Origin of the sequence: Mucilaginibacter defluvii, assembly GCF_039543225.1 — a bacterium.
GTDB lineage: Bacteria > Bacteroidota > Bacteroidia > Sphingobacteriales > Sphingobacteriaceae > Mucilaginibacter > Mucilaginibacter defluvii.
Window position 1 is genome coordinate 955,929 of sequence record NZ_BAABJI010000002.1, and the last position, 26,432, is coordinate 982,360.

Genomic DNA, 26,432 nt, shown 5'->3' on the forward strand with positions numbered 1-26,432 from the left:
TAAGAAACATCACAATAAAATTTCACTCACGTAAACTACTTTTAATGGCAGTTACTTTTAAATTTGTAATTAAACAATATGATTTTATATAAATATTTAAGTCCGGAAAGAATTGATGTATTGAATAATCTGGAAATAAGATTTACACAAGTAGAGGCACTAAACGATCCTTTTGAAGGAAATCCAAACTTTAAGATAGATAACAAAAATGTAAATAACGTTGGAGCCAAAGTATTTGTTGTAAATGACATATTCGATCCTACAATTCGTACTAGGTTTAGAGAGCATCTTGATAAATCAATAAAACATGATCCCAATTTTTCTTTAAACGCAATCATACTTTCAGGCCCTGACATTGACAACTCTTTTATGATGGAAGGCTTTAGAGCCAGTTTGGCGGCACATATACCGAATTCTATGGGAGTACTTTCACTAACGGAAACACCTGACAATAATTTAATGTGGTCACACTATGGTTTTAATAATCAAGGGTATGCAATAGGATTCAACTCTAACCATCCTTTTTTTAGTCCAGAAACGATAAACTCTGGCAATGAGCGTTCTTTAAATAAAATATTTTATTCACAATCTCGGCCAAGTGGATATCCTGAAAGTCTGTCTTTTAAAGAATTATTTTTAACTAAATCTATTCATTGGGAATATGAAAACGAATGGAGATATGCAAAATTCTTAAAGGATTGTGTACATATCTTAGATTCAACTCCTTTCTCTATATACTTGTACCCGTATCCAGCAGAACTAATATCAGAAGTTATCCTTGGATGTAATGCATCACAGAGTTTTAAGAAAGATGTAATTAATATATTATCCAACAATAATATATATAGTCATGTAAAACTAAAACAAGTTAAATTATCTAATACTTTTGATTTAGAAATTTTAGAAATTTAGCTTCAATATATTATGTATGTTTTGGATAGTTAATTATTTTATCATATTTCCTATTCATAAAAATACACCCGCTTTACCCTTTGCGAAATATTGGTGAGTATTTCATAAGGTATGGTGCCTATCTGTTTAGCCAGTTCCTCGATGCGCAGCTTGTCGTTAAAAACAATCACCTCATCGCCCTCCTTCACTTCTACCTGGCTTACATCAATCATACACATATCCATGGTGATGTTACCCACCGTGGGAGCAAGTACGCCATTAACCAGCATACAACCTACTCCGTTGCCAAAGGCCCGGAGGTAACCGTCGGCATAGCCGATACGCACGGTAGCTATTCTTCCGTCTTTAGCTAAGCTACCATTACGCATATAGCTCACCGTTTCACCTGCAGGCATTTTTTTTACCTGGGATATGCTTGTTTTCAGCGTCGCGATTGGTTGCAACACACCTTCGTCGGCTGGTATGGCACCATCAACACCGTAAAGGCCGATACCTAGCCTCACCATATCATACTGCGCCTGCGGCCACCGGGTTATGCCCGAAGTATTGCAAAGATGTTTGATAACTTTATAGCCCAGGGCATCCTCAATTTCAATATAAGCCTTTTCAAATAAGTCTATCTGCTTCTTGGTAAACAGATCGTGCTCGGCAGCATCACTCGCCACCAGGTGCGAAAATACCGACTGCACCCTTACATAAGGGTTTTCCTCCAGCATATCGCACAACGTTTCCACCTCAAAACCTTCAAAACCCAGGCGGTGCATACCCGTATCTATCTTGATGTGCACCGGATAGTTGAAGATATTGCTATCCTGCACATATTTTATAAATTCATCAAACAAGCCGAAACTGTAAATAACCGGCTCAAGTTTAAAACTCGTCAATTTTTCAAATGCGCCGACTTCGGTGTTCAGCACCACTATGGGTAAACTGATGCCTGCCTGCCGTAAGGAAACCCCTTCATCGGCATAAGCTACGGCGAGGTAATCAACCTTGTTATATTGCAGTATATTGGCCAGCTCATAAGTGCCGCTGCCGTACGAGAACGCCTTAACCATGGCCATTACCTTTACGCCGGGTTTTAACTTTGACCGGTAATAATTGAGGTTATTAAGCATGGCGTTCAGGTTGATCTCCATTACTGTTTCGTGCGCTTTTTGCACAAATACTTGGCTTATGCGTTCAAATTCAAAACTGCGAGAACCTTTTACCAATATAGTTTCGTTTCGGTATTGCTGGGTTTGCAATTGTGCCAAAAAGCTCGTGGTGTCGGGGTAAAACTGTTTTTCCGCTACTTCAAAATCATCACGATAGCTTGACATTGCGGTGCCAACACCTATAAACTTATCTACCTTACGCGCCTTTATTAATTCAGCTACCTGCTTGTACAGCACGTCCTGCTGTAAGCCCGACTGGTAGATATCCGACAGGATCAAAGTCTTTTTTTGATGCTGATTTTGCTGGCTCAAAAAGTTAAGCGCTATCTCTAAGGATTGTATGTCGGAGTTATAAGTGTCGTCAATAATCGAACAATCATTTATACCGTTCTTTAGTTCGAGACGCATGCTTACCGGTGCCAGGCGTTCCAGGCGGTCATCGGCCACGGCCGGGTCATAACCTATAGCCAGCATGGTAGCCCAGCAAATCACGGCATTCTCTATGGATGCCTCATCCCTGAAAGGAATAATGCATTCAATTTCTTTACCTTTAAAAACCGCCCGCATGTAATAGTTTTTCGAGATCACCGCTTCGCTGAATACATACAGATCGGCCTGGTTGAATTTACGGCTCCAAATGAACGTTTCAGGAGTGGCTATCAGCTTTTTATAATCGAGCATTTGCTCATAATTATAAATCAGCAAGCGGCTGTTTTTGAACAAACGGAGCTTTTCAGCAACCTTTTCATCGCGGTCGGCAAAGCCTTCATCATGCGCTGACCCAATATGGGTAAGGACACCTATTTCGGGCTGAATGATGGCCTCCAACTTATCCATCTCACCCGTGGTTGATACACCGGCTTCAAATATACCCAAGTCGTTCTTTTCGTTGATTTGCCATACAGATAACGGCACTCCTATCTGCGAGTTATAACTTTTAGGGTTACGTACAACGTTCTTATCGGGCGACATGAGTTGGTATAACCACTCCTTTACAATGGTTTTACCGTTACTGCCGGTTACGCCAATTACCGGCAAATTAAAGGCGGCACGGTGATGGGTAGCCAAATGTTGTAATGCCGCCAATACATTATCAACTATCAGCAAATTAGCTTCGGGAAAATAACCCTCCGGTTTCGCACTTAACACAAAATCGCGTACGCCGGCATTATAAGCTTCGGCTACAAACTCATGCCCGTTACGCCGGCCGCTAAGGGCGAAGAATAACCCGCCGGATGGGTTGCTGATGCGGCGGCTATCCGTAATTAACAGGCTGATTGGGTTATCGTTAACTACATCACCTGTAGCGTTTAATATTTGTTTAACCTGGGCGGTAGTATATCGGCTTTTGTACATTACAATGCTAAGTTGCTTATATTTCTGCTTAATAGAAGAAAATTTAGCGAATTTTGATTTTGAAATGGAACGCGATAACCCGATAAAAATTACCGACGAAAACACCGCCCTTACCAAAGCCATGCGTTACTGCGCCTACCAGGAACGCTCGCAGCAGGAAGTGCGCGATAAAATGTATGAATGGGGTGTTGCCGGGCGTATTATCGAGATCGTGATCAGCCGGTTAATTACCGAGAATTTTTTGAACGAAGAGCGCTTTGCACGTGTTTACGCCCGAAGCAAATTCAACCAAAAGCATTGGGGTAAAATAAAAATAAAACAAGGCCTGAAACTAAAAAGAGTGCCTGATGTGCTCATAAAAAAAGCCCTTGCCTGTATTGACCTTGACGATTACATGGCCGCGTTGCAGCAGCTTTTACAAAAAAAGGCCGCATCGGTAAAAGAAAAACACCCGTTAAAACGGCGTTATAAGCTGCAACAACACGCCTTGAGCCGGGGTTTTGAGAGCGATGTAATTTTAGATGTTTTGAAAAACAACGAGTTATAAAAAATTTTAAAAAATTTGCACTTTTTACTTGCGGAAAATGGTTTTCTCTCTATCTTTGCAACCACAATCAACGAACGAAACACGACAGCGATTGTAAGCAAAAAAATTGCGAAAGTAGCTCAGTTGGTAGAGCACGACCTTGCCAAGGTCGGGGTCGCGAGTTCGAATCTCGTCTTTCGCTCCAATCCCTTCTCTCAATCAGAAGGGATTTATTTTTAAAAGGTCAATCACCTGCTCGGGTGGTGGAACTGGTAGACACGCAGGACTTAAAATCCTGTTCGCCTTAAAGCGAGTGCGGGTTCGATTCCCGCCCCGAGTACTTGACGGGAAGCACGTTCTAAAAGACGTTGCTTCCCGTTTTTATTTCCTCCCAATTCTTTGGTAATCAAGTAGATAAGCCTCGCTCCTTCATTTAATCTACCGGTTCGAATCCGTTCCGTTTGAGTAACAAGGTAGTAACAAAAGTAAGAAATACATCGCTAATTATCCAAGAAAATGGACAAGCAAAAAAATATAAAATACTAACAATCAAATATTTAATTGTCGTAAGTTGTCAATGTTTTGGGTTGTTTGGTGGGAGCATTTGCCGATACAGAAAGTACCGAGGTGTTGAAAGCCAAATAAATATGAATTATCAGTACAATTAAGTTACAAAACAAATGACAAATAAGTTAAAAAAAAAATGACAAAAAAATAAAGCTCAAATTATCAATTAGTTTTATGTTTTATTCTTTCGGTATTTCAAGGGACGATGAAGCGCTATAAAGTAAATAAAAAGCCTTAAATGTTGCTAACAAATTATGAACAATCATTAAAAAATCAATGCCTGGCGGCGCACAGTCCTGTTGTTCTGCATAGCCATCAGCTATAAATACTACCCTTTTACGCGTCCACAGTTTAAAGGCTTCGCCTGTATGATGCAGCTTAACATCTGTCGATATATCATCAAGAATCGTTAAATGGCTCATAGTGGCGGTCAAATAAAAAGCGTTTCCTGAGCGCTATCTGCTTTCTTAGCCAGATCGGTGAGCAAATTAACCGATAAGCCGGCCAGGCCAACGGTTACTAACGTATTTCTGGCGGCGCTGTTGCGCGAGAACCCCAGCAGCCAGGGCGTGGCAAGCGCCAGTAAACTTACAGCGGCATCTATAACAAGATGCGCCCTGAACGGCAATACGCGGAGGGCTGTGTAAGGTGCCTTCGTAAGTAACGTGTACCCAAGGGCTCCTGCTCCGAGCAGGCGGCAGGCCGTTTTCGCCATCCGTAGCTTACTGAACCCCGCAAGTTCAGGCAGTAAGGGCACGATCGCCGCATAGCTATAATCGATCAAAATATGGATGTCTCTGGAGATCGGCTTATTCATATCGTTATTTATTTTTCTTTTTGAGAAAATATTTTTCTTTAAAAACTAACATTAGTCGTGCCGAATCGTTGGAATTGAAACAAAAAACATCGATATGGCTAACAATTAAAACGAAAAAAGCGAAGGCAAGGTAGCTACCGCTATCGAAAATCAAACAGCGAAGCTGCCGTCCGACGTATTCCTGTGGGCATCCCTCGGCGCTATGGCGGCATCACTGACCCTGAAAATCCTGAGGAAAAAACGTACCGCCTTGTTTGTAGGACAATGGGCGGCACCATTCCTGCTGCTGGGCATTTACAACAAGCTGGTGAAACTCGAAGGGCACGACCGGGAGAACAAAGACTAAATGAGAAAGGCGGCCATGGCCGCCTTCTACCTGTTTATTTCTCCCCCGGTTCCGGACCGTGTAAAGATGCATGATCAACCGGTTTCATCATGACAGCTGACAAGCACCGGGTCAATCCGGCGCTTGTTGTTTTAACTACTCATTCTATGATTGAAATAATGCGGCGATAAATAAATAACCAATCAATTTACATCAAACCAAAGCTTTGTAGTAAGTGCATCGGCCCCCTGATTGGCAACTGCGGCCCGGTAATTAGCACCATTCAATGATTGTTCCGTACCCGGATAAATAAACCTCACCGGTAACTTACCATCCAACACTCCTTGAACCGCAGGTTGCAGCACCGGGTAGTCAAGCCTGCGCCATTCAGCAAAAGCCTCCAGGCCCTGACCAAACAATGCTATCCACTTTTGCTCGCCAATTGACTTTTTATAGTTAGCAGCGTTATATTGCACTTTTGGTTGCGCAAGGTAGGTGTCAACCGTACTCCCGCTAACACCATACTGATTGAAAGATGCCTGAATAGCCTGTTTATATAAATCTTCAGCATCTTCTGAGGTAAAACCGCGCGCGGCAGCTTCGGCCCGGTCAAATAATACTTCAGCATAACTTATAATAACTGCAGGCGCCTTTGGTGCTAAAAAGTAAGCACCCGGCTTTGATGTTTTAGTGAAGCCGATGTTACTGGCATCACCTGGTAATAAACCATTGGGTAATCCTACATATTCGGCGGGTGTAGCAGCCGCAGTTTTGCTTATGTAAACAGGTAATCGAGGGTCGTTTAGATCAAACAATTTGTCCACTATCGTTTTACTTACGCGATAATCATCCCGCGTGTCAAACAAATTACTTATCGGGTTTTGGTTAGGCGAATCCAGATACCCAAACTTAGCTATCTCATCGTTACTGCTAATGTATCCGCTACCTTCAGCGGCAATTTCCTGCAATACCTGCTTTGATTTTTCGGGCTCTCTATCGGCAATGCGCAAGGCGATACGCAAGCGTAATGAGTTGGCAAATTTTTTCCATTTTGTTATACTGTTGCCATATATTACGTCACCGGCAATAGCTTTACCAGCGGGATCAAGTGTTGCCTGGGCATTTTTCAGATCATCCAGCAAGGCAAAGTAAACATCCTTTTGTTTATCATAAGCCGGTGTTACAAATTGTGCAATGTTTGATGACTGCTTGTACGGTATATCGCCATAATTATCGGTAAGCAAAGTAAATACCCATGACCTTAATACCAGGGCTACACCCTTATAATTCGGATTGGGATTAACCTGTGCATCAGCCAGTTTTATAATTTGGTTGAGATTATAGATACCCCTTGTATACCCTACCGTCCACAATTCCTGGAAGCCTGTATTGGTGTAAATATATCTGTCCGGATCAGTGTACTGTATTTTAGCCCAGTGCTGCACAAATAGTAAACTGGCATCCATGTTATTACTTGTGCCCCAGTAGGTGTCGGCAGTTGCTTTTGATGCCGCGGTCAGCAAATATTCAGGCTGCGCCGTTTCAGATGAATTGGGGTTTTTATTGAGATCCGTAAGCTCTTTTTTGCAGGAAACCGACAATAACACTGCGGTGCCTGATATTAGCGTGGTTATATATTTAAGTTTCATTACAATTAAAATTTAAGGTTAACATTAAAGCCAAGGTTGCGCACGGTTGGCAGGGTCAAATCTTCCAATCCCTGGCCGTTGCCCGTATTAAAAGCTGTTTCGGGATCGATGTTGGGCACGTTTTTATGAATGATCCACAGGTTACGGCCAACTATTGAAAATGTTGCCGACTGCAAGCCAATGCGTTTTACCCACTCAGAAGCGAAGGTATACCCCAGCTTAACCTCTCTTAATTTTACGTAAGATGCATCATACACAAAGGCCTCATCAACATTGGTGTAACCTTTATAATAAGCCTGTGCCGGTATTATAGTTGTATTGGCTGTACCATCAGCTTTAACGCCCTTAAATATCATACCATCGTTATACACTGTTTCGCCGTTAGGCGCTGTTGCGCCGCTGCCTACCAGTATAGCAGGTGTGGCATTATTGTTCCTGGCATAATAGTAGCTTAAACCACCGTTGGCAGTACCGCGCCCCGGCAGTGTTGAAGCCAGCACGCCGGTGTAAGTACCTGTGCGGTTGGTATTTGAATAAATGGATCCTCCAATTCGCGCATCAACTAATGCGCTTAAGTGTATTCCTTTATAACTAAAGCTGTTATTAATACTGCCCAGCCAGTTAGGTGTGTATTTACCTAAAAACTGTTTGGTTGGATTAACCACCGGAGTTCCGCTGTTGCTAACTATTATTTGTCCTGAAGCATCACGTAGATAAGCCGTGCCAAACAAGGTACCGTAAGGCTGGCCAATTGCCGCCAAAACCTGTACAGTACGATTTGTACCTAAAATATAAGCCGGTAGTACACCCTCCTTATCAAGCGAGATAACCTTGCTGCGGTTTAATGAATAGTTAACGGTAACATCCCAGGCAAAATCTTTACCCTTTATTGGTGTACCCGCCAGTTGCACTTCTAAGCCTTTATTGGTGATACGGCCGCCATTTATCAAATTTTTATTAAAACCGGTTGTAGGGCTAACTTCCACATCAAGTATCTGATCGTAGCTATTAGTGCTGTAAACGCTGACATCTAAACGTAAACGGTCCTTAAAAAATCCGAGTTCAACACCCGCTTCTGATGATGTGGTTGTTTCAGGTTTTAAGTTAGGATTCAGATTTATAGTGTTGGCACTTTGCTGCGGGTTAGTGCCAAACAAAGGCGATGACAGGTAAGTGTTAAGTAACTGATAAGGCGTAGTGGCCTTACCTACTTTTGACCAGCCTCCACGCACTTTTAAATAACTTAATATATTGCTGTTAATATCAAGCGCGTCAGAAAGTATCAAGCTACCGTTCACAGATGGATAAAAGTATGACAGGCTTGAGCTGGGTAGCGTTGACGACCAATCATTACGGCCGGTAAAATTTATAAAAGCATAATTTTTGAAACCTATTTGTCCGGAAACGAAGTAGCTGTAGGTTTTTAGCTTGCCGTAATAATTGGTCGACACGAGCGGATCGCGTGAGTTATTTACATTGTAAACATTAGGAACAGCCAGCTTTGGCGCTAACTGATCGTTCTGCTCATTAGTAATGGTGCTGATATTGCCACCGCCAAAAACATCCAGCGAAAAATCGTCGGTTATTTTTTTGGTGTATTGCAGGCGGGCTTCGGTATTTGTTTCATTTACGTAGTAAGCATCTTCTTCATAGGAGCCAAATGGCGTACCGTTTGTACCGAAAGCCACCCTGATCTTCCGTCGGTCGTTATAAAAATCGGTAGTGGTTCGAAAGTTCACCGAGAACTCGCTGTTTATTTTGTAGTTCAGCTCAGCACTCCCGGTAAACCTGTTTTTAAGTTGCGATACCGTGTTTTCATACGCTACAAAATATGGGTTGCTATAATAGCTGTTGTTCCAGTTAAAAGTGCTGCCATCAGCATTACGATAATTTTTTAAGCGGTTTATATCAACCTGGCGGCCAAACCAGGTAAACTGCAACATGGTGCTGGTTGCACGTCTGCCGTAAGCGCCTGGCAAATTACCGGCATCGTCCTTAATGTAGCTTGCTGTGGTGTTAATGGTAAGTTTAGGTGTCAGTTTGTAACTCCCGTTCAGCAAAAACGAGTTACGTCCCTGCGACGAATTAGGCACTACCCCTGTTTGATGCAGATTGTTGTAAGATATACGAAAGTTATGCTTGTCGCTGCTGCTTGATAAGGCTACACCGTTATTAAAAGTAGCACCTGTTTTGAAAAAATCGCGCACATTGTTAGGGTGAGCAACAAAGGGTACAGCCTCACCATTTGAATAGAATTGCGGTATCAGCGCGCCGTCTAACGCGGGCCCCCAACTTTCGTCAACTCCGTCGTTAACGCCGCCGCCCTTGCCATCAACATAACTGAATTTGCCATTGGAGCCCTGCCCAAACTGGTTTTGGTAATCGGGAAATACTTTTAAACTGGAAAATACCGTGTTTGAATTAATCTCCACCCCTATTCCCTTTACCCCTTTGCCTGACTTAGTCTTAATCAGGATAACACCAGCCGCCGCACGTGAACCGTATAGCGCGGCCGCGTTAGGCCCTTTAAGCACACTTACTGATTCAATATCCTCAGAATTAAAACTGGATATAGCATTCGCAAAATCGCGCGACCCATTGGTGCCCTGGAACTGAGAGTTGTCTACAATGATACCGTCAATGACAAATAATGGCTGATTATTGCCCGAAACAGAGGTTTCGCCGCGGATGATGATCCTGGAAGATCCCATATCGCCCTGGCTACCCGTTACCTGCACACCAGCTATTTTGCCCGACAAGGCATTCACAAAATTTGTTTCGCGCGCCTCGGAAATATCATTTGATTTTACAGTTTGTACCGCGTAACCTAATGATTTTTTATCTTTCGATATATTTAAAGCCGTTACCACTACCTCATTCAGCGCGTTGGCTCCCTCGTCAAGTACAATGTTCAACGTAGTGGTATTTGCTGATACCTTTACCTCTTTAGTAGTGTAGCCTACATAGCTGATACTGATAATGTCATTCACTTTAGCATTGATAATGAACTTACCATCAACATTAGTTTGTGTACCTGTAGTAGTGCCTTTTACGGCAACACTTACACCGGGTAGCGGCAACCCGTCTGACTTGGCCGTGATAGTTCCGCTTATTTTTACTGATTGCGCTACAACCGATTGCACAGCAAAAAGCAATAGCAACGCGGCTAAGGCCTGTTTGTATATTTTCAACATGATTTATTAATAATAAAGCAATAAACTGCCTGCCTGCTCAAAAAGGCAGGTAAACTAATTGTAAGAATGATTTAATGATATTCAGAATCCGTTATATCACGGAACTAACATTGCAATGCAGCGTTAGTATTAACGGCAACAACAACAGGTGTTGTTAGTAATGTTGAGGTAATTAAAAGGGCAAATATTTGCAGCGTAGTAAATTTCTGTTTTTGTAAATGGTGTTTTCATAATACATTTTGAGTTATGAAATAGCCTTCATCGTTACCGGAGAAGCGCAGAAGCATATGATATACAATCACTATTGCCGCATTATCTTTTCTGCTTTTGGCAGACAGGAATTAGCACCTTTAATAAGTATTTAAGGTTGCTAAGACATCATCGGGCCTTTCCCTCCGTCTTTCTTGATAATGATCAATCAGCTATTTCAAAGCAAAGGTAATACAAATAATTATAAACACTACTAATTCTATAGATTATATTATTAAAAATCTATTCCTATCTTATATGCATTATGTCAACTTGTTAATATGACTTTCAACAGCTATTAAAAACAGACAGTTATTAGCCAACGAACTATATCCTCCATTTTCAATGAAGTGCAAATACTATCTAAACGCATAAATTAGCGATAATCGTAGAGTATTGTCATTTGCACTACGACTCTTGGTAGATATGAGATAAGAAAGATCAAACTGCAACACATTGTACCGAAAACCGGCCCCGGCGGTTATATACTGTAAATTGTATTTTGAAGGAGCTGTAAAGAAACCGGTTCGCACCGCGAATACCCTATCATACCAATATTCTAAACCTGTACCTACAGAAAGGTTTATTGGTGAGAAAGACTTACCTATTGCTGAAGGCAAGCTCATATCATCATCTGCATTTTCAGGAATAAGTAGTTTATTGAAATCTAAAGACCAGGCCAGCATACTCTTTTCTGCTAATTGGAACTCAGCCGTACTACCAACCTTTAGGTTTGCCGGAAGAAATGATCTTTGCGTTCCATAGCCAATATTGGTACCTAAGTTTGAAATATTTACCCCGAGCGCTAACTTGGCATCTTTAGCGAATAATTTTGCATCATCTTTAAAGTACATGCCAACCGTAGCAGCTATAGCGTTACCCGGCTTTATATCGAGATTGTTATAATTTCCGGAGCCCATCGATGACCTGATGTACACGGCTGATAACGACATGGAAAAGTTGTTGCTCATCTTGCGTATATAGGCCACATCAATTGCCAGTTCATTGGCACGATATTGTTGTAACAGATCACCATAATCATTGGTAAAATCAATATCGCCTAATGAAAAATATCTGAGAGAAGCCGCCAGTGTTTGCCTTTCATCAAGAACAGTGTATCCAGATAAATTGGCCAGATATGCATCTTTCACACCCAAATTTCTAAACCATGGTGCATAGCTCACACTAAATGCAGTAGTATCAGCAGCAAAAGCCAGCTTTGACGCATTGTGGTATACCGCATTCGGATCGGCATCTGCAGATGTCGCTGCGCCAACATCGCCCATAGCGGATGACCTTGAATCGGGCACAATATTCAAAAAAGGAACAGCCGTTGTACTATTATTCTGTGCTGATAATTTAACGCTTAAGCTTAATAATAAAAGCATATAGCACAGCCTTAATAAATTTCTTTTCATTATTTAAATTGCAAAAGGATTGCCTGAACAGGCAATCCCTGATGATTATATTATTGTTTTATCAATTTTTGGGTGATGCTATCTTCGTTATTAAAAGACAGACTGTAGAAATAGAGCCCGGGGGTCATGCCTGACATGTTGAACTCGATTTTATAATTACCAATATTCTGGTTCTCCTTCACCAATGTGCGTACTACTTTACCGGAAACATCAAATACGCGTAAAAGGACACTCCCACTTTTCGGCAACAAATATTCTATGGTAGTACTCGTTGCCACCGGGTTAGGATACGCTCGCAGGTTTTGATTGTTACCTGTAACAACTTTGAGCAACAGCGGTGCACTGGCGGTACCTCCGGCACCATCGTCAGTAATAATCATTACTGATGCGTCTCCTACTTTCAATGGTGTTATGGTAAGCTCGTTCCTTTCAACAGCAAGCCTTGCAACTGTACTATCATTTATGGCGGATGTATATCGCAGCGTATCACCGTCGGCATCTGTAAAATACTGGCCAAGGTTAATTCGCTTCAAACCATCAGCGATATTAATTACCAGCGAACCTGGTTGCGTAACTATAACCGGAGAATTATTGTTCCGGATAACAGCGTTCACCGTCAGCGTGTCTACACCTCCTTGACCATCATCTCCAATTAACTTCAGAGTAGTGGTACCGGCGCGTAACGGATTAAATATGAATTCATCGCCAACTGCGGACACCTGTAGTAACTGGCTGTTCGCAACTATAAACTTGTAAGTTATCGGATCGGAATCCGCATCACTGAACCATGGCGCCTGTTTGGCTCGATACACAATGCCGGTTCTAAGCGTGAGTTGCTGATCTATCGCGGCAACAGGAGGACGATTATTATTGACCACCTCTATGTTCAGTTTATACCCGGTAACATGCTGGTAAGCGTCTGTAGCGTTTACAGTTAATGAGTAACTGCCTGCATCTGCATAACCTGGCTTTAAATTTATCCTAACGGTGCTATCCGCTGATTGAAAAGTTATCCATGCCGGGGCATTTGCTACAGAATATGTGATCTTATCTTTTTCAGGGTCTGTAGCTTGTAAAATAACCGTTGTATCCCGGCTTTCTTTAATACTAACCTGGTTACCTTGCGGAACTTTTACAAACGCCGGCGGTTGATTGAGTTGGAATGTGAGTGCAACCGCATCCCGGTTTTTCACGGGGTCATTCCCATTAACGATGACTTGTGCACGGTTTTCCGGGTTTTGAGTATTGGCTGCTGTAAACTTTATGTCAACAGTTTTCTTGGTACCATTTGCCACAGTTCCTTTTAATGGCGAGGCTATGTTAACCCATCCGTTGTTGCTGTTATCATCGGCTATTGCTTTAACCATAAAGGCAGTTTTATTTAATCCGTCCTGCGAGGCCAGGTCAACCCACATCCAGTTCAACTCATCAAAAAAGAAGAAGGTGCCAGGTAAAGATTCAGTTAACTCTGTAACACCCTGCGGAAATTGCACCCCAAGCGGATAATTGATAAGGACAAAGAATTTCTCGTTCGGATATATTTTTTTAACATCCGACAGAGAAAATGTTTCAAACGAACCTTTGTCCGGTACGCTGCGCTGAATTTGAAAACGCTGGGTATGTATTCGCCTGGCAGTAGTAATATCTTCACCCGCCCATATTTCAACATTGACGGCTGCCGATGGCGTATTCTCCAGCATCATATAGGTTTGCACTTTCGACAAATTGAATCCATCACTTCCAGCCACAAAAGCTGTGGCTGTCCAAAATGCAGTGCCAACACCCATGCCCAAGAATCCATCTGTATGGGTAGCATTATCATACTCCAGTACATTTGAGGCCGCATTAACTACTGGGTTAGTTAAACGGCTATATGTATTGTTGCGCGTTATTGGTTTTCTTATCACTTTCGAGGCTACGGCGGCACGCTTTCTGCTTTTAGCCAATCCGCCGATCTCCAGATCGCCTGTCGGTTGTTCGTCCTGACGCTCGTATTTGATACTCAGGTCATACGTCAATTCTGATTGGCCCTTAGTATTGTCAATAGTAAATGACTTATTCACTACATCTGTGGCGGTATTCGCGCGGGCTATGATACTTTTTTCGTAAACTGACATTACCGGCGGGTATGCAACAGTTCCCAGAATCCTGATCGGCTTGATTTGTGCATTGCCGGCTATTGTAAGAGTATTGTTAAACACAATGGGCTTTGTACCATCAACCACTAAGCGAAACAAGGCCGTTTCGTTAGTAGTAACTGTTAACTGCTCGTTTGGCAATACATCATTTACAGGCGTCCAGATTGTATCCAGCCCAAAATTGCTCTGCACTTCTTTACCTGACTCCAAGCTAAGGGAGGCGCTATTGTTAAACGCCATGCTATTTATGATAAACGGCGCATTGCCGGAGTTTACAATGTCAAAATAGGTGTAAGTGGTTCTGTTCTCAGCGCTTATCATGACCGTACCGACATTTATGGTATCAGGTATCACGACAAGTGGGGCGCCACTTACTGATAATGATACCGGTATTATAACATTTGCATTTGACGGGGTATTGTTTTGTAATGTAAGGTTGGTATTATACTCACCTGCACTGAGTGTTGTGGCATCAAATTTAAGATCATAAACTTTTGATTGCCCGGCCGGGATGCTTAATTTATAAGATGGCTGGAAAGCTACAGCGAGCTTATTGATAATAAATTCTTTATCCCTCGCCACAAGTACCCCTGAGGTACCGTCGTGGTTTTCAATCCCTACCAACGGGCTCCTTATCCAAAATTCAACGCCCCACTCATCGCCTACACCGTTATATTGAAATTTAAAAGTTCCGTTTTTATATAAAATGATCTGGAAGGAAATATTACCCCCTGCGAATGCTGAACTGGATATAAAGTTTTCATAAGATATAACTACCTTATCATCAAAGTACTTATAAAATATTCCTGACGATGCCTTTGGTGCAGTAACATCTATACCGCCACGGGTAAAGCAAGGCGCAAGATAAGTGTTAGGCGCCTCGGCAGATGGTAATTCAGATGGTCCGAAACGGGATGCTTCCGGTATAGTATCTGTAAATGATATAGCACCCGCCCATAATCCAATGTAAACTTTTTTGTATTTCTTTCCATAATACTCAAATTCAAATGGAAGTTCAATAGCTTTTGATGTTTCAGGGCTGTTTCCGCTATAATCTATCCGGGTGCCCTGTTTTATGAGATCTATCCACTCAAACTTTGGCCCGTCGGCACTACGGCTGTCTGTCCAGCTATAGGCAGGTGCCGACTTAGTATCTTTTTTGTCATACAAACTTAACCAGTGAGCGGCTGTTGGAATAACTTCCAGCGAGGCCTTTCCGGCACTGTTATCAATTGTAAGCTGTCTTTCTTTGCTCTCACCCGCCGCAAGCGTTTCAGCTATTGGCTTGATTTCAACCGATATGGCCGGCGAAGGAATAACTTGTGCTTTTATTTTTACTGTAAGTAATTTTGCGTTGGCAGGCTTAATAGTTAAAACATCATTATAAACGCCTACTGCTTTTGTTGAATCAATTCGAAGATCAATGAATACTTTGCTTTTTGCCTTAACAACAAAACTTTTTTCACCTGAAAAGGTAAAATGTCTATTGCCAAGACTTACCGATTCAATCTTCAACTGTGCCGTCCCTGTATTGCTTAGTACCACAGTACGTTCACCAGTACTACCTTGCTGCAACTTGCCAAAATCAATTTGCGTTTGGTCGAGCGCCAAAGCTGTGGTGCCGCCTTTAGCGTTAACTTTTACAGTTAAGTATGCTGATTGACGCTGAGGATCATTAGTAAACAGCGTAATATTTTGTGTATGGCTACCCTCAGTTAAACTATCCGTATTCAGCTTAAGTGTTACCGGCTTACTGGCACCAGGAGCTATAATTCCATCCGGACTTGAAAATGCTGTAACCATTTCAGCGCCGGGACTGACAATGTTTACAACCGTTTTATTGCTGATGTTTACAGTTGTTGACAGGTTTTGAATCAGCAACGCATCTTCCCTGTCAAAACCTTCTACGGCAACAAAGTAATCAGTTAAACCGGTTTCATCAACCTGATCATACAGGTATTGTATATTACCTGTATCAAATACAATGATCTGAAAAGTTGCAGGCTTTGTAGCTTCATTAAAATAATTAGAGTAAACGTTTTTGTATTCAACTATCAGTTTGCCGGGTTCGCGTTTATAATACACATGGCCACCTTTATTGAAGTCGTATGGTATATAACTTGCTGATATATAACCGTTAGGCATATAGTCCGCTTTAATATCCGGAGTGCTGCTGTTTGAAAGATCAGCAAAATTATCGCAAGTAAGTGCTCCGCGCCGTGTAATAAATAACTTGTCAACCTTACGGCCAAAAAAATTGATGGAAAATCCGAGATCTACTGCGTAGTAGTAGGAGTTGATAGGTTTAAACGTTTCTGTGATATCTTTGCCATCTGTGCTTATTTCCGTCCAATTATATCCTTCTCCGGTTACTTTAAAAGAATAACCATAGGTACTCACCTTTTTCGGATCTACTTCGTCAAGAACCTTTTTGGAAAATTTTGGTGCGACATACTTAAGTGGATACTTTCCGGTGTTGGTAATTGTAAAAGCAGCCGATGCAGTATCGCCGATGGCAAGATCAAAGCTTCGCTCAGCCGGCTCAATTTTTAATTGCGCAGGTTCCGCAGCAACAGCAAACAGGCTTAACTGGTACTTAAGTCCTTTATCATCGGTAAGCGTTAAACTTGCATTGATAGTACCCACCCTTTCAGGTTTAAATGTCAAAAGTATATCGGTCTGGCTACGGGCTTGTATTGTGCCGGGATCATTTATCGTGAATTGCCCGTCCGAAGCGTTAACTGAGGCGGTGCTGTAATTGCCATAGCCTTTATTTTCCAATCTCACTGAAACCTGTTTTTGCTTGCCGATAAATACGGTCCCGAATTCAACAATATCTGGCAGATTCAGCTCCGGCTGCCGGTTGGTAACCTTAACATCAACCGGTATGCGTACTTCTTTTTTTGCCGGGTCATTACTGTTAATAACAATTACATTTGAGTAATTGCCATTTACCAGATTAGCAGCATCAACATGCGCATTTACGGGTGAAAGCGCCTTGGGATTTCCTTCGATCTCACCTGAAGATGGGTCAAGCGTAATAAATTCACCGTTATGCGGTTCAAGGCTTTGGGCCATTACATTCCATGCAAAGCCATCAGCAGCAATTGCATTGGCCAGTGTAGTCCAACTTGCTCCGGTGTCAAAGCTCATGAGAAAATAGCCCGATGGTGTGGTCTCATTAATCAGATAACCCATACCCAACGGATATTGGTTACCTGCAGGTGTGTGAATTACTATCCAAAATTCTTCATTCTGATTAAAATTCACCTGTTGATCAAGCCTTATAGTATAATACTCTTGCACCGCAAGTGATGGTGTTGTCTGTGAATAAATCAAATTTTCAGGCTCCGGCTTTACGCCGCCTTTAAAAACTTCTACAACTATTGGTACATCAGCCTTTTTTATGTTAAGGTAAGCGCGCACATGGGTTAGGTTAAAACCCTGATCACTGTTAACGATAAACTTCGTTGCAGATGAGTTTGGTACAGATAGATCATTATCTCCGATAACGTTGGTAGGAAAATCGGAATAGTACATCTCAATAGGCTCAAAGGCCATAAGTTTAGGTTTAATCGTGGTGCGAACCGCTGTTGCCCTTACCATACCTACCCTGTGCTTTACATTAGCTTTAGAACCGGTACTTTTTAACGTCCGTGCTTTAGCGCGCGCCATGTCAATTTCCGTTGCTCTTTGTCGAACAATGGTATTCCATAATAAATTTCCGGCACCGGCATTAGCAATATTGAAACTATTGGTTGCGTTAAGGCCGGTTTTAGCATCAAGATTAAAAGCAAGAGAGGATTTATCAACACTAATTACCGGGCCTGCCGTTGTACTCGCCTCTATAATATTTGAAAGGTCAGAAACATTATTCCAACGGTCAATGGCAACCACAGCGAAATAATACTTGGTTAAAGGTGATAATTTTTCGAACGTGTATTCTTTTAATGTTCCTGCAGCTTCCCAGTTGCGTAATACAATATACCGCGACTTGCTTAGTGTTGCTGAAGTGATCGGCTTAGTATCGTAATATAAGCGTAACGTAGCTGGATAATTATCGTCACGATCGACCGGCACTTTAAAGCTAACGCTTATAGCATCCTGCGTAGCGGAAGTGACTGCGAGATCATTTACCCTTTCTGGTCTTGCAAGATTATTTGTTTTCAAGGCCAGTTCGGCATCAGCATAACCGGCGCCCAGGTTACCCACGTCATCAGGGTTAGCTTCATAAACATTTTTCACACCGGTGAGAATATGCTGTTTGAGCTTTTCCGCGGTAAATCCCGGCCCGCCATATTTTGATACGACCAGTGCCGCTATACCGGCCACATGCGGGCAAGCCATTGATGTACCCTGGAAATATCCGTAACGATTGTTAGGTAGTAAACTTAAAATGCCATCCTCATTGCCGGTTGTTTGCTCACCGCCCGGAGCAGATATATCTACCCAGTTGCCGTAATTAGAAAAATAGGTACGTACGTTGTTTTTGTTGAGTGCGGAAACAGCAATAACCTCGTCATAATAGCCTGGGTACCATTGTCCGTCAGCGCCGCTATTGCCTGATGCAAATAGTACCAAACCACCCCGCATAGGGCTGCCGGGATAGCGCCCGGCTTCGGCAACGAAGTATTTAATCGCTTCATGAATTATCTGTTCATCAACACCTGGCGCATTGTAACCCCAACTGTTTTGGGATATTACCGCGCCATTATTTGCAGCGTATATGTAAGACAGAGCAATGCTCTCAGGTGAGGCCCCCCCCAATATCTTTAATGACATTATCCGCGCGCCATCGCCTTTACCTGTTCCGCCTGCCACTCCGGAGACACCAATGCCGTTGTTGTTTACCGCTGCTATGGTACCCGCTACGTGCGTTGCGTGGTCGTCAGGGTCAATAGCACCACTTTCAGTTACATAATTATAACCGTTGATATCATCTACATAGCCATTTAAATCATCGTCAACCCCCGGCTTACCGTTGGCTTCGGCCATATTTATCCACAAATTGGCTCTAAGATCTTCATGCCTCACATCCATGCCCACATCATGTACCGCTACTATTACATTGGCCGATCCCTTCGTTATCTCCCAGGCTTTAACCAGATTAATGTCTGCACCCGGTGTACCGCCGTTCTGTCCGGTATTGTTATAATGCCATTGTTGTGAAAAATATGGATCATTTGGAAAATTTGCGGCAACTGAAGATCTGTTCAGCGGCGTCACCACTTTTGTACTGCCCGGCAGATAGCCATCATTTAGCTTCTTCTCGTAAACAGGCTGTGCTACGGTGATTTCTGAAAGTTTACTGAATGCAGTTATGGCCTGCTTTACATCAACGTTTGGATCAAATGTCAATTTATACCAAAGATGCAAACCATGCCTGCGCAATTGTTCTTCGTGCTTAGCATCGTATGGGAATACGCGCTGCATTGCTGTGGCCTTGTAACGCTGAGCCACCACGTCAAGGGCAGATACACCTGTAACGAGTTTACCGCTTTTAGCAGATATCGCACGTGATCCAACCTTAGATTCAATTTGCGGTGCTAATTTGATGTTTACGACGCCACGCAAAACACCATTGCTAAAAATGGAAGCCTGGGCTTTTTGCTGTGCCTGTACGCTGAAGCAAGCGGCAGACATGATAGGCAGTACTAAAAGAAGTTTTAGTGATTGAAGTAAAAGTTTTTTCAAAGACGTAAAGTTTGGAGTCAGTTAATAGATTGCTAATCTAAGCTATGCTCGCTCGAATGCCCATTACAGGCACCCTTACACAACTACATCAGTGGCTAAAAACATCATAGGAATACTTCATCACTAATACATCACAACAAATACAATTTATTGGATATCAAGTATATGATATATATCAGATCCATATACCTAAAACAACTACCCCGAGTCTAATCAAATGGTCATCATAAACTCTATAAGATTCTGGTCACTGTTTAATTTAAGTCTTTTCCGTAAACGATAACGCTTTATTTCAACACCCCTTGGACTGATCTGAAGAAGTGGCGCTATTTCTTTTGTGCTCAGATTCATCTTGAGATAAGCAGCCAGTTTAAGGTCCTGCGGTGCAAGATCGGGATATGCCTGTAGTAGCCGATTAAAAAAGCTGTTATGCACCCGCTCGAAGCTCTCGTCGAATAACTGCATATCTTTGTCTTTACTGGTATGGGTATTGATCATCTTGATCACCCGATTGATTTTGTCAGTTGGAACGCTGCCCCCTGATTCCTCTTTCATATTGTTCAAGGAAGTTTTTATCCTGTTTAAAAATTCATTCTTTTTAACAAGGTTAAGAGATGAATTGGCCAGGTGCCTGCTGTTCATTTCTACCTGCTGCGCCAGCTTTTGCTGTTCAACCTGCATCAAAAGATGTTCATGATTTATTCGCTCCTGACGCATACGGCGTTCCGCATCAATTTCAAATTGTTTTTTCTGCTCTGCCAGTTTCTTCCGATGAGTTCGATACAGGAATATGCCTAGAGACAGAAAAACAACCACATAATATATCTTGGCCCAAAAAGTGAGATACCAGGGCGGCAAAATCTCAAATTCAAAGGACGTAATCTGCCGGTTTAAATCGCTCCTTACCTGAAAGGTATATTTGCCTGATGAGAGGTTATCAAATTGCTTCTTAAAATCCGGTGACCAAGTGCTCCAGTCTTTGTATTCTGGCGTTCCCACAACGCGATAACTATATAATTTTTGAGAGTCAAACAAAGGCATCCCCCAGGATACCGAAATGCTGTTTTGATTATAAGCAAGTCGCGGACGGACGGCCGTATCATACTTACCTATGGGCTCATAGATGCTGTTTTGCAGTACGTTTATTTCGTTTATTAAAGGTGCAGTTTCACTGTTGGCCTTAGCAACCATATTATCATCAAAAAGACTGAAACCATCTTCTGTACAAAAGAGATAAGTAGTTATATATCTTCGGATATGCTCATAATCGTTCAACAGGTAAAAGTTTCGCTGCTTGAACCTTTCAAACTCCGTTTTACCATTCTTAAGCCACTTCACACGGGCGATAGAATTATCATCCATAATCATCCACCACTCGGGCTGGAACGTTGATATAATTCGCTTTGCGTAAAAATACGGCCCTAATATTTTTTTTAGCGCCACATCAGGTACGAAGCGGTCATTCCGGACGAGCTTGTATATACCGCTGCTATTTGAGACACGGACATCGTTGTTGTATTTGAAAATATTGAGCTTACCTGTTTTTGGAAGTCCTGAATCAGCATTGAATTGCTTGGTTTTGATAATGGACCGCTTATCAGCGCTAAGGGTAATCTTATAGATGCCGTGATACAGGTGCTTCATCCAGATATTGCCCTGTTTATCGAAGTCCAGGTCACGGGCAGGTAACCACTCATTTGAATGAAGTTTTGCATGTATCCTCCACTTACCTTGCTGCTTTTTGTATATTACGAGGCCATAATATGACCCTTGTATAAAATAGTCTGGATTCTGATTAAATCTTTTAATAACCCACGCTACGCCAACATCGGAGATTTTTCTAAGTGTGTTGTCTTTAACCTCGTACATACCGGTTGTAGAACTGAACAACAATGCTTCGTCAAATATTTCCAAACTCGTGACTGGATCGGCAATACCGTGTACTCGTACCAAAGTACCCGTACGATCTGTCAAAGTCTTCGAAAAAAGGCCGTGGGATGTGGCAAGATAAATTGCTCCGTGGTAAACACCAGCACTATAAACGACTCCCATCTGGCCATCCCTGTCCTTAAATTGCGTGAAAGGTGACTGGAGCAAAACATTACTTATACCCCCCTCCAGTCCAATCCATAAATCCGAATGTTGATCTGAAAATAACGATAATGCTGTATTACTTGCTAAACCTGTATTTAGATTGAGCTTATGAATTATTCGCCCAAATCCATCCGTGATAATAACGCCTTTACTAAATGTGCTGAATGCAAACTTATTTTCATCTATGCGCAGCGCTTTTGTAACACCATTGTCTCTGAGAAATGATTCTGCTTCAGACTCGAATGCCTTAAATTGCTTGTGATTGTAAATAAAAGTATTGCCGCCGGATGTAATTGCAAGGAGCTGATCAAACGCATAAGGTATAAGTTCTGCTATTTGTCCGCCGTTAAGAGAAATACTTCCGGCAACGAGTGCTAATATATTATTTTTATATTCGTATAGTCCTTCGTCAGACAGAATGAAGACCTTTCCGTTAATGACTTTTACGTTAGTAAATGAATGTCCGGTGCTGAGTACTTTGATGGCTCCTTTCTTGGAATAGTAAATAGTTGTAAGTGATTGGAAAATGATTTCTTCATTTCCAATTACAGCGATGTTCCAGATTTCTTCCTGTTTAAACTTGGAATAGCTAATATTATCTCCATAAGAATGATAACTGAGCTTTCCATAACGTGGCTTTTCCCAGTAACCAATCTCGGCATAGCCACCTGTATAAATGCGACCTTCGTTATCGGTTGCAACTGTGCGGATCACCTGTTTCATGGGTAATTCATAAAGCTGCCATTCACTGCCATTATAAGCAAGCAGTCCCTTTGAATTAGCAAAATACATAATACCGTCAGGAGCCTGTGCGATGGACCAATTTTGATTGTAGGCGTTATAATCAGCACGGCTATAATGCTGTATCTTGGGCATTGCCATATATTGTACGCTCTGTGCGTAAATAAGAGTCTTCCCGAAAATTATTAACGCCAAAAACAACCATACGGGGCGTACGGTGACGATTTTTAATAAAGCCACAAACAGTAAATTTTTTTCAAAAATTATTTATTTGAAATCTACACGTAATCTCAAGTCGATTCATTCAAATTGCCATCTTAATACACTACGAAACTTCCAAGTTCAACGCTACAATGCAATTTATCTCTATAGTGCACGAAAAATCAATATAAAGATTTTTCTAATTATTAATCTACTATCTCAACCCCTAAATAATGCCGAAAATAGACAACATCACTTAACTATAACCGAGTATACTTGTGTCAAAGTAATAAACATGCACTACTTAACAACCGGATCCCAGGTACATCTGTCCTTTGGATCAGCTATCTGGTTACCCCAATCGAACATCGCTTTAAGTACCGGGATAAGGGATTTGCCTAGTTCACTTAATTCATATTCTACTCTTGGCGGCTTTTCCATATAACTATGACGAATGATCAGCTTATCTTCTTCCATTTCCTTCAGCTGTTGACTGAGTATCTTGCGGGATATATCCGGCATCTGCACACTTAATTTACCGAATCGCACCTTCCCGCCGTTTAGCAACCGGATCAAAATGATCGGTTTCCATTTGTTCCCGATATAACCTACCGTACGTACTACAGCACAGTTCTCGGGGTTTTGCAGCATTTTTCTCATCTGTTAGTTACCAGTATGTTACCACTTATTGCCTTTAGTTACCAGCTTGTAACCACCAATTACGGACATTTCTTCTGTTGCCAGTAATTGCTTTAGTTTCTTTGCGAAACAAAAGTAATTATATTAAGATGAGTAACCGACAAAATTGGAGCAAAGACCTGGAAGGTAAGATAGCGTTAGTAACAGGCGGAACAAAGGGCATCGGAAAAGCGATTGCCGACCGTTTACATGCGGCTGGCGCAACCGTAATTGTAACGGCACGTAACGAGCCTGAACAAGTCAACAAGCCATATCAATTCATTGGTGCAGACCTTGCGAACCATGAGGATTTGGAAAGAGTAGCAGCAGCTATTATTAAGCAATATGGCGGGGTAGATATCCTGATTAATAATATGGGTGCGAACATTTTCCCAGGTGGTGGCTTTAGTACCCTCAATGATGAACACTGGTATCAGGCATTAGAGATTAACCTGCTTTCTTCTGTCCGTTTAGACAGGGTCCTGTTACCCGCAATGCTTGAGCGAAATAGTGGTGTGATCATTCATATTTCTTCCACCAGCGGCCAATTTCCCATCTGGGAATCTACCATGGCCTATAGTGCTGCTAAAACAGCTTTGAATTCTTACAGTAAGTCATTAGCTACTGAAGTTGGGCAAAAAGGAGTTAGAGTAGTAACCGTTTCACCGGGACTCACAAAAACAGAGGCAATGTCAGCGTTCTTGAATGATCTTGCAAAACAGGCCGGAATAACATTCGAGGAAATGACCCAGAAGCTTTTTGACCGGGTTGGTGGTGTTCCGCTCGGCAGAATGGCGGAGCCTGAAGAAACGGCTGAGTTGGTTCATTTCTTGGTATCACCGGGCGCTTCCTATATCACCGGGGCAAATTATTTTATAGACGGCGGTAACTTTCCAACGGTCAGATAGTTTTAAAATTAGCAGGTAGAGAGTCTACTGAATATCCTCATACCTGCTAATTACCTTTTCAAAACTCTTGGGGTTTATACTAAATCCTGCGAATTCCTATCCACTCATATTTCTGTATTTCATTTTTATAACTTTTGGTTTGATTTATGCAGTTGTTGAATACCTGTATAGATGAAATTTGTAATTGAAATGAATTTTAAAGAAGCTAAAGTAATTGTGACCGGAGCAACAGGTGGAATAGGATACGAAATTGCCCGAACATTAAGAGATATAGGGGCTACCGTTATCGTAAGCGGCAGGAATGCTGCAAAAGTAAGATTTGCTGCTGACGAGTTTGGTGTTTACGGTTGTACAGCCGATGTAAGTAACGAGACTGCGATAACTGAACTGTTCAGCCTTGCTGTTGAACAAATGGGCTCGGCCAACGTGCTGATTAACAACGCTGGTATCGGCATATTCGCAGCACTTACAGATACACCCGTTGCTGATTTTCAGGAGGTCTGGGAAATCAATGTGAAAGGCCTGTTCCTCGCTGGTAAAGAGGCAGCTAAATACTTTATACCTCAAAATTACGGTAATATCTTTAATATAGGCTCAACGGCATCATTGCGTGGCTATGCGAACGGATCGGCTTACGTAGCCAGTAAGTTCGCAGTCTCTGGCTTAACTGATTGCTGGCGGGCTGAGCTACGCTCGCACAACATCAGGGCAATGCAGATCAATCCAAGCGATGTAATCACTGATTTTGTTGCCAAAGCCAGAATGGAAATTAAAAATGAAGATCGTAAGCTAAAACCCGCTGATGTAGCGCAGATAGCCGCAGCTATGCTTTCAATGAATGATATTTGCTTCATTCCCGATGCGTCATTATGGGCAACAAATACTTGGTAAAATAATACTTTAAAAATGGGAACACTAACTGAACTTGGTCTGCAAAACCTCTGGATGCCAGATTACCTGCAACGGGAGATGGGGCAATTTAACATTTTTGCTATCAATAATACACCTGGCAATTTTACCAATTGCCAACCTTATAACCGTAAGGGCTTCTACAAGATCAGCCTCCTAACCGGCCACACCAAGCTTTATTACGCGGATAAGGACCTGGAATTCAAAGAAAGCGCTTTATTATTCTCTAATCCTTATATTCCTTATTCCTGGGAATGTTTCAGTGAGGAACAGACAGGCTACTATTGTATTTTTACTGAGGCTTTCTTTGATGAACATTACCAGATCAAGGATTATCCGATCTTTAAGCCCGGAAGCAATCCTTTATTCGAGCTAACGAGTGAACAGGTGAAGGATATCAGTGGAATATTTAAGCGGATGCAGGAGGAGATCGCAACTGACTTCATCTACAAGTATGACGTGCTTAGAACTCTTACCCAGGAACTGATCTATAAGGCATTAAAAATGCAACCTGTTGAAAGCCGGCCGTTAACAGAGTCAAATGGAGCAGTACGGATAGCCGGGTTATTTACCGAGTTGCTAGAGCGTCAGTTCCCTATAGAATCCCCGAATCAACGGGTCAGGTTGAAATTCCCGGCCGATTATGCCGAGCATTTGTCCGTGCATATCAATCATCTCAACCGTTCACTGAAAAAAGTCACCGGGAAGACCACATCACAGCTGATCGCTGCCCGCCTGATGCAGGAAGCAAGAATTTTGCTTCAACATACGGACTGGAATATATCAGAAGTAAGCTGGTGCCTTGGATTTGAGGAGTTACCTCATTTTATTAACTTCTTTAAAAAGAACGAAGTATTGACGCCGAAGCATTTCCGTAAGAATCACTAAGCTTGAAAGCC

Annotated in this window: 15 protein-coding genes, 2 tRNA genes and 1 riboswitch; of the genes, 8 read left to right on the forward strand and 9 right to left on the reverse strand. The window is 42.1% G+C overall.

Annotated elements, in window-relative coordinates:
• Positions 1-78: 78 nt before the first annotated feature.
• On the forward strand, positions 79-912 hold the full coding sequence (locus ABD960_RS10455; RefSeq protein ID WP_345331097.1) for a DUF2971 domain-containing protein: 834 nt from the start codon (positions 79-81) through the stop codon (positions 910-912).
• 50 nt (positions 913-962) lie between these two features.
• Here ABD960_RS10455 and ABD960_RS10460 read toward each other — a convergent pair whose 3' ends face one another.
• Entirely contained in the window at positions 963-3,425 is a 2,463-nt protein-coding gene (locus ABD960_RS10460; protein WP_345331098.1) for a bifunctional UDP-N-acetylmuramoyl-tripeptide:D-alanyl-D-alanine ligase/alanine racemase, read from the reverse strand.
• A 64-nt stretch (positions 3,426-3,489) separates the two neighbouring features.
• Here ABD960_RS10460 and ABD960_RS10465 point away from each other — a divergent pair, with 64 nt between their 5' ends.
• The 3 genes from ABD960_RS10465 (at position 3,490) to ABD960_RS10475 (ending at position 4,291) form a co-directional block, all read left to right on the forward strand.
• Positions 3,490-3,972, forward strand: a complete 483-nt coding sequence (locus ABD960_RS10465; RefSeq protein WP_345331099.1) for a regulatory protein RecX — start codon at positions 3,490-3,492, stop codon at positions 3,970-3,972.
• 108 nt (positions 3,973-4,080) lie between these two features.
• Positions 4,081-4,156: transfer RNA gene (locus ABD960_RS10470), tRNA-Gly, on the forward strand.
• A gap of 49 nt (positions 4,157-4,205) precedes the next feature.
• A tRNA-Leu gene (locus tag ABD960_RS10475) sits at positions 4,206-4,291 on the forward strand.
• Between the two features lie 406 nt (positions 4,292-4,697).
• Here the strand turns inward: ABD960_RS10475 and ABD960_RS10480 are convergent.
• Both ABD960_RS10480 and ABD960_RS10485 read right to left on the reverse strand, forming a co-directional pair.
• Positions 4,698-4,940: a hypothetical protein gene (locus tag ABD960_RS10480; RefSeq protein WP_345331100.1), complete on the reverse strand. Its 243-nt coding sequence runs from the start codon at positions 4,938-4,940 to the stop codon at positions 4,698-4,700.
• An 8-nt stretch (positions 4,941-4,948) separates the two neighbouring features.
• On the reverse strand, positions 4,949-5,302 hold the full coding sequence (locus ABD960_RS10485; RefSeq protein WP_345331101.1) for a hypothetical protein: 354 nt from the start codon (positions 5,300-5,302) through the stop codon (positions 4,949-4,951).
• A gap of 235 nt (positions 5,303-5,537) precedes the next feature.
• Between ABD960_RS10485 and ABD960_RS10490 the strand changes: the two genes are divergently transcribed.
• Positions 5,538-5,681, forward strand: coding sequence for a hypothetical protein (locus ABD960_RS10490; protein ID WP_345331102.1), 144 nt, complete (start codon positions 5,538-5,540; stop codon positions 5,679-5,681).
• 182 nt (positions 5,682-5,863) lie between these two features.
• Here the strand turns inward: ABD960_RS10490 and ABD960_RS10495 are convergent, their stop codons facing one another.
• From ABD960_RS10495 to ABD960_RS10520, 6 genes are all read right to left on the reverse strand, one after another.
• Complete coding sequence (locus ABD960_RS10495) at positions 5,864-7,309, reverse strand: SusD/RagB family nutrient-binding outer membrane lipoprotein (protein WP_345331103.1); 1,446 nt, start codon at positions 7,307-7,309, stop codon at positions 5,864-5,866.
• 5 nt (positions 7,310-7,314) lie between these two features.
• On the reverse strand, positions 7,315-10,503 hold the full coding sequence (locus ABD960_RS10500; RefSeq protein ID WP_345331104.1) for a SusC/RagA family TonB-linked outer membrane protein: 3,189 nt from the start codon (positions 10,501-10,503) through the stop codon (positions 7,315-7,317).
• A 309-nt stretch (positions 10,504-10,812) separates the two neighbouring features.
• A riboswitch (SAM riboswitch) is annotated at positions 10,813-10,917 on the reverse strand.
• Positions 10,918-11,111: 194 nt separating this feature from the next.
• Complete coding sequence (gene porV, locus ABD960_RS10505) at positions 11,112-12,170, reverse strand: type IX secretion system outer membrane channel protein PorV (RefSeq protein ID WP_345331105.1); 1,059 nt, start codon at positions 12,168-12,170, stop codon at positions 11,112-11,114.
• Positions 12,171-12,220: 50 nt separating this feature from the next.
• Positions 12,221-20,002 (reverse strand): S8 family serine peptidase, encoded by a 7,782-nt coding sequence (locus ABD960_RS10510; RefSeq protein WP_345331106.1) that lies wholly within the window; start codon positions 20,000-20,002, stop codon positions 12,221-12,223.
• A gap of 213 nt (positions 20,003-20,215) precedes the next feature.
• Entirely contained in the window at positions 20,216-22,972 is a 2,757-nt protein-coding gene (locus tag ABD960_RS10515; protein WP_345331107.1) for a LuxR C-terminal-related transcriptional regulator, read from the reverse strand.
• Positions 22,973-23,338: 366 nt separating this feature from the next.
• Positions 23,339-23,698 (reverse strand): winged helix-turn-helix transcriptional regulator, encoded by a 360-nt coding sequence (locus tag ABD960_RS10520; protein WP_345331108.1) that lies wholly within the window; start codon positions 23,696-23,698, stop codon positions 23,339-23,341.
• Positions 23,699-23,826: 128 nt separating this feature from the next.
• Here ABD960_RS10520 and ABD960_RS10525 point away from each other — a divergent pair, with 128 nt between their 5' ends.
• The 3 genes from ABD960_RS10525 (at position 23,827) to ABD960_RS10535 (ending at position 26,421) form a co-directional block, all read left to right on the forward strand.
• A complete protein-coding gene (locus tag ABD960_RS10525; protein WP_345331109.1) occupies positions 23,827-24,624 on the forward strand; it encodes an SDR family oxidoreductase in 798 nt (265 codons plus the stop codon).
• Positions 24,625-24,795: 171 nt separating this feature from the next.
• A complete protein-coding gene (locus ABD960_RS10530; RefSeq protein WP_345331110.1) occupies positions 24,796-25,515 on the forward strand; it encodes an SDR family oxidoreductase in 720 nt (239 codons plus the stop codon).
• A 15-nt stretch (positions 25,516-25,530) separates the two neighbouring features.
• Positions 25,531-26,421, forward strand: a complete 891-nt coding sequence (locus ABD960_RS10535) for a helix-turn-helix domain-containing protein (RefSeq protein WP_345331111.1) — start codon at positions 25,531-25,533, stop codon at positions 26,419-26,421.
• Positions 26,422-26,432: the final 11 nt, after the last annotated feature.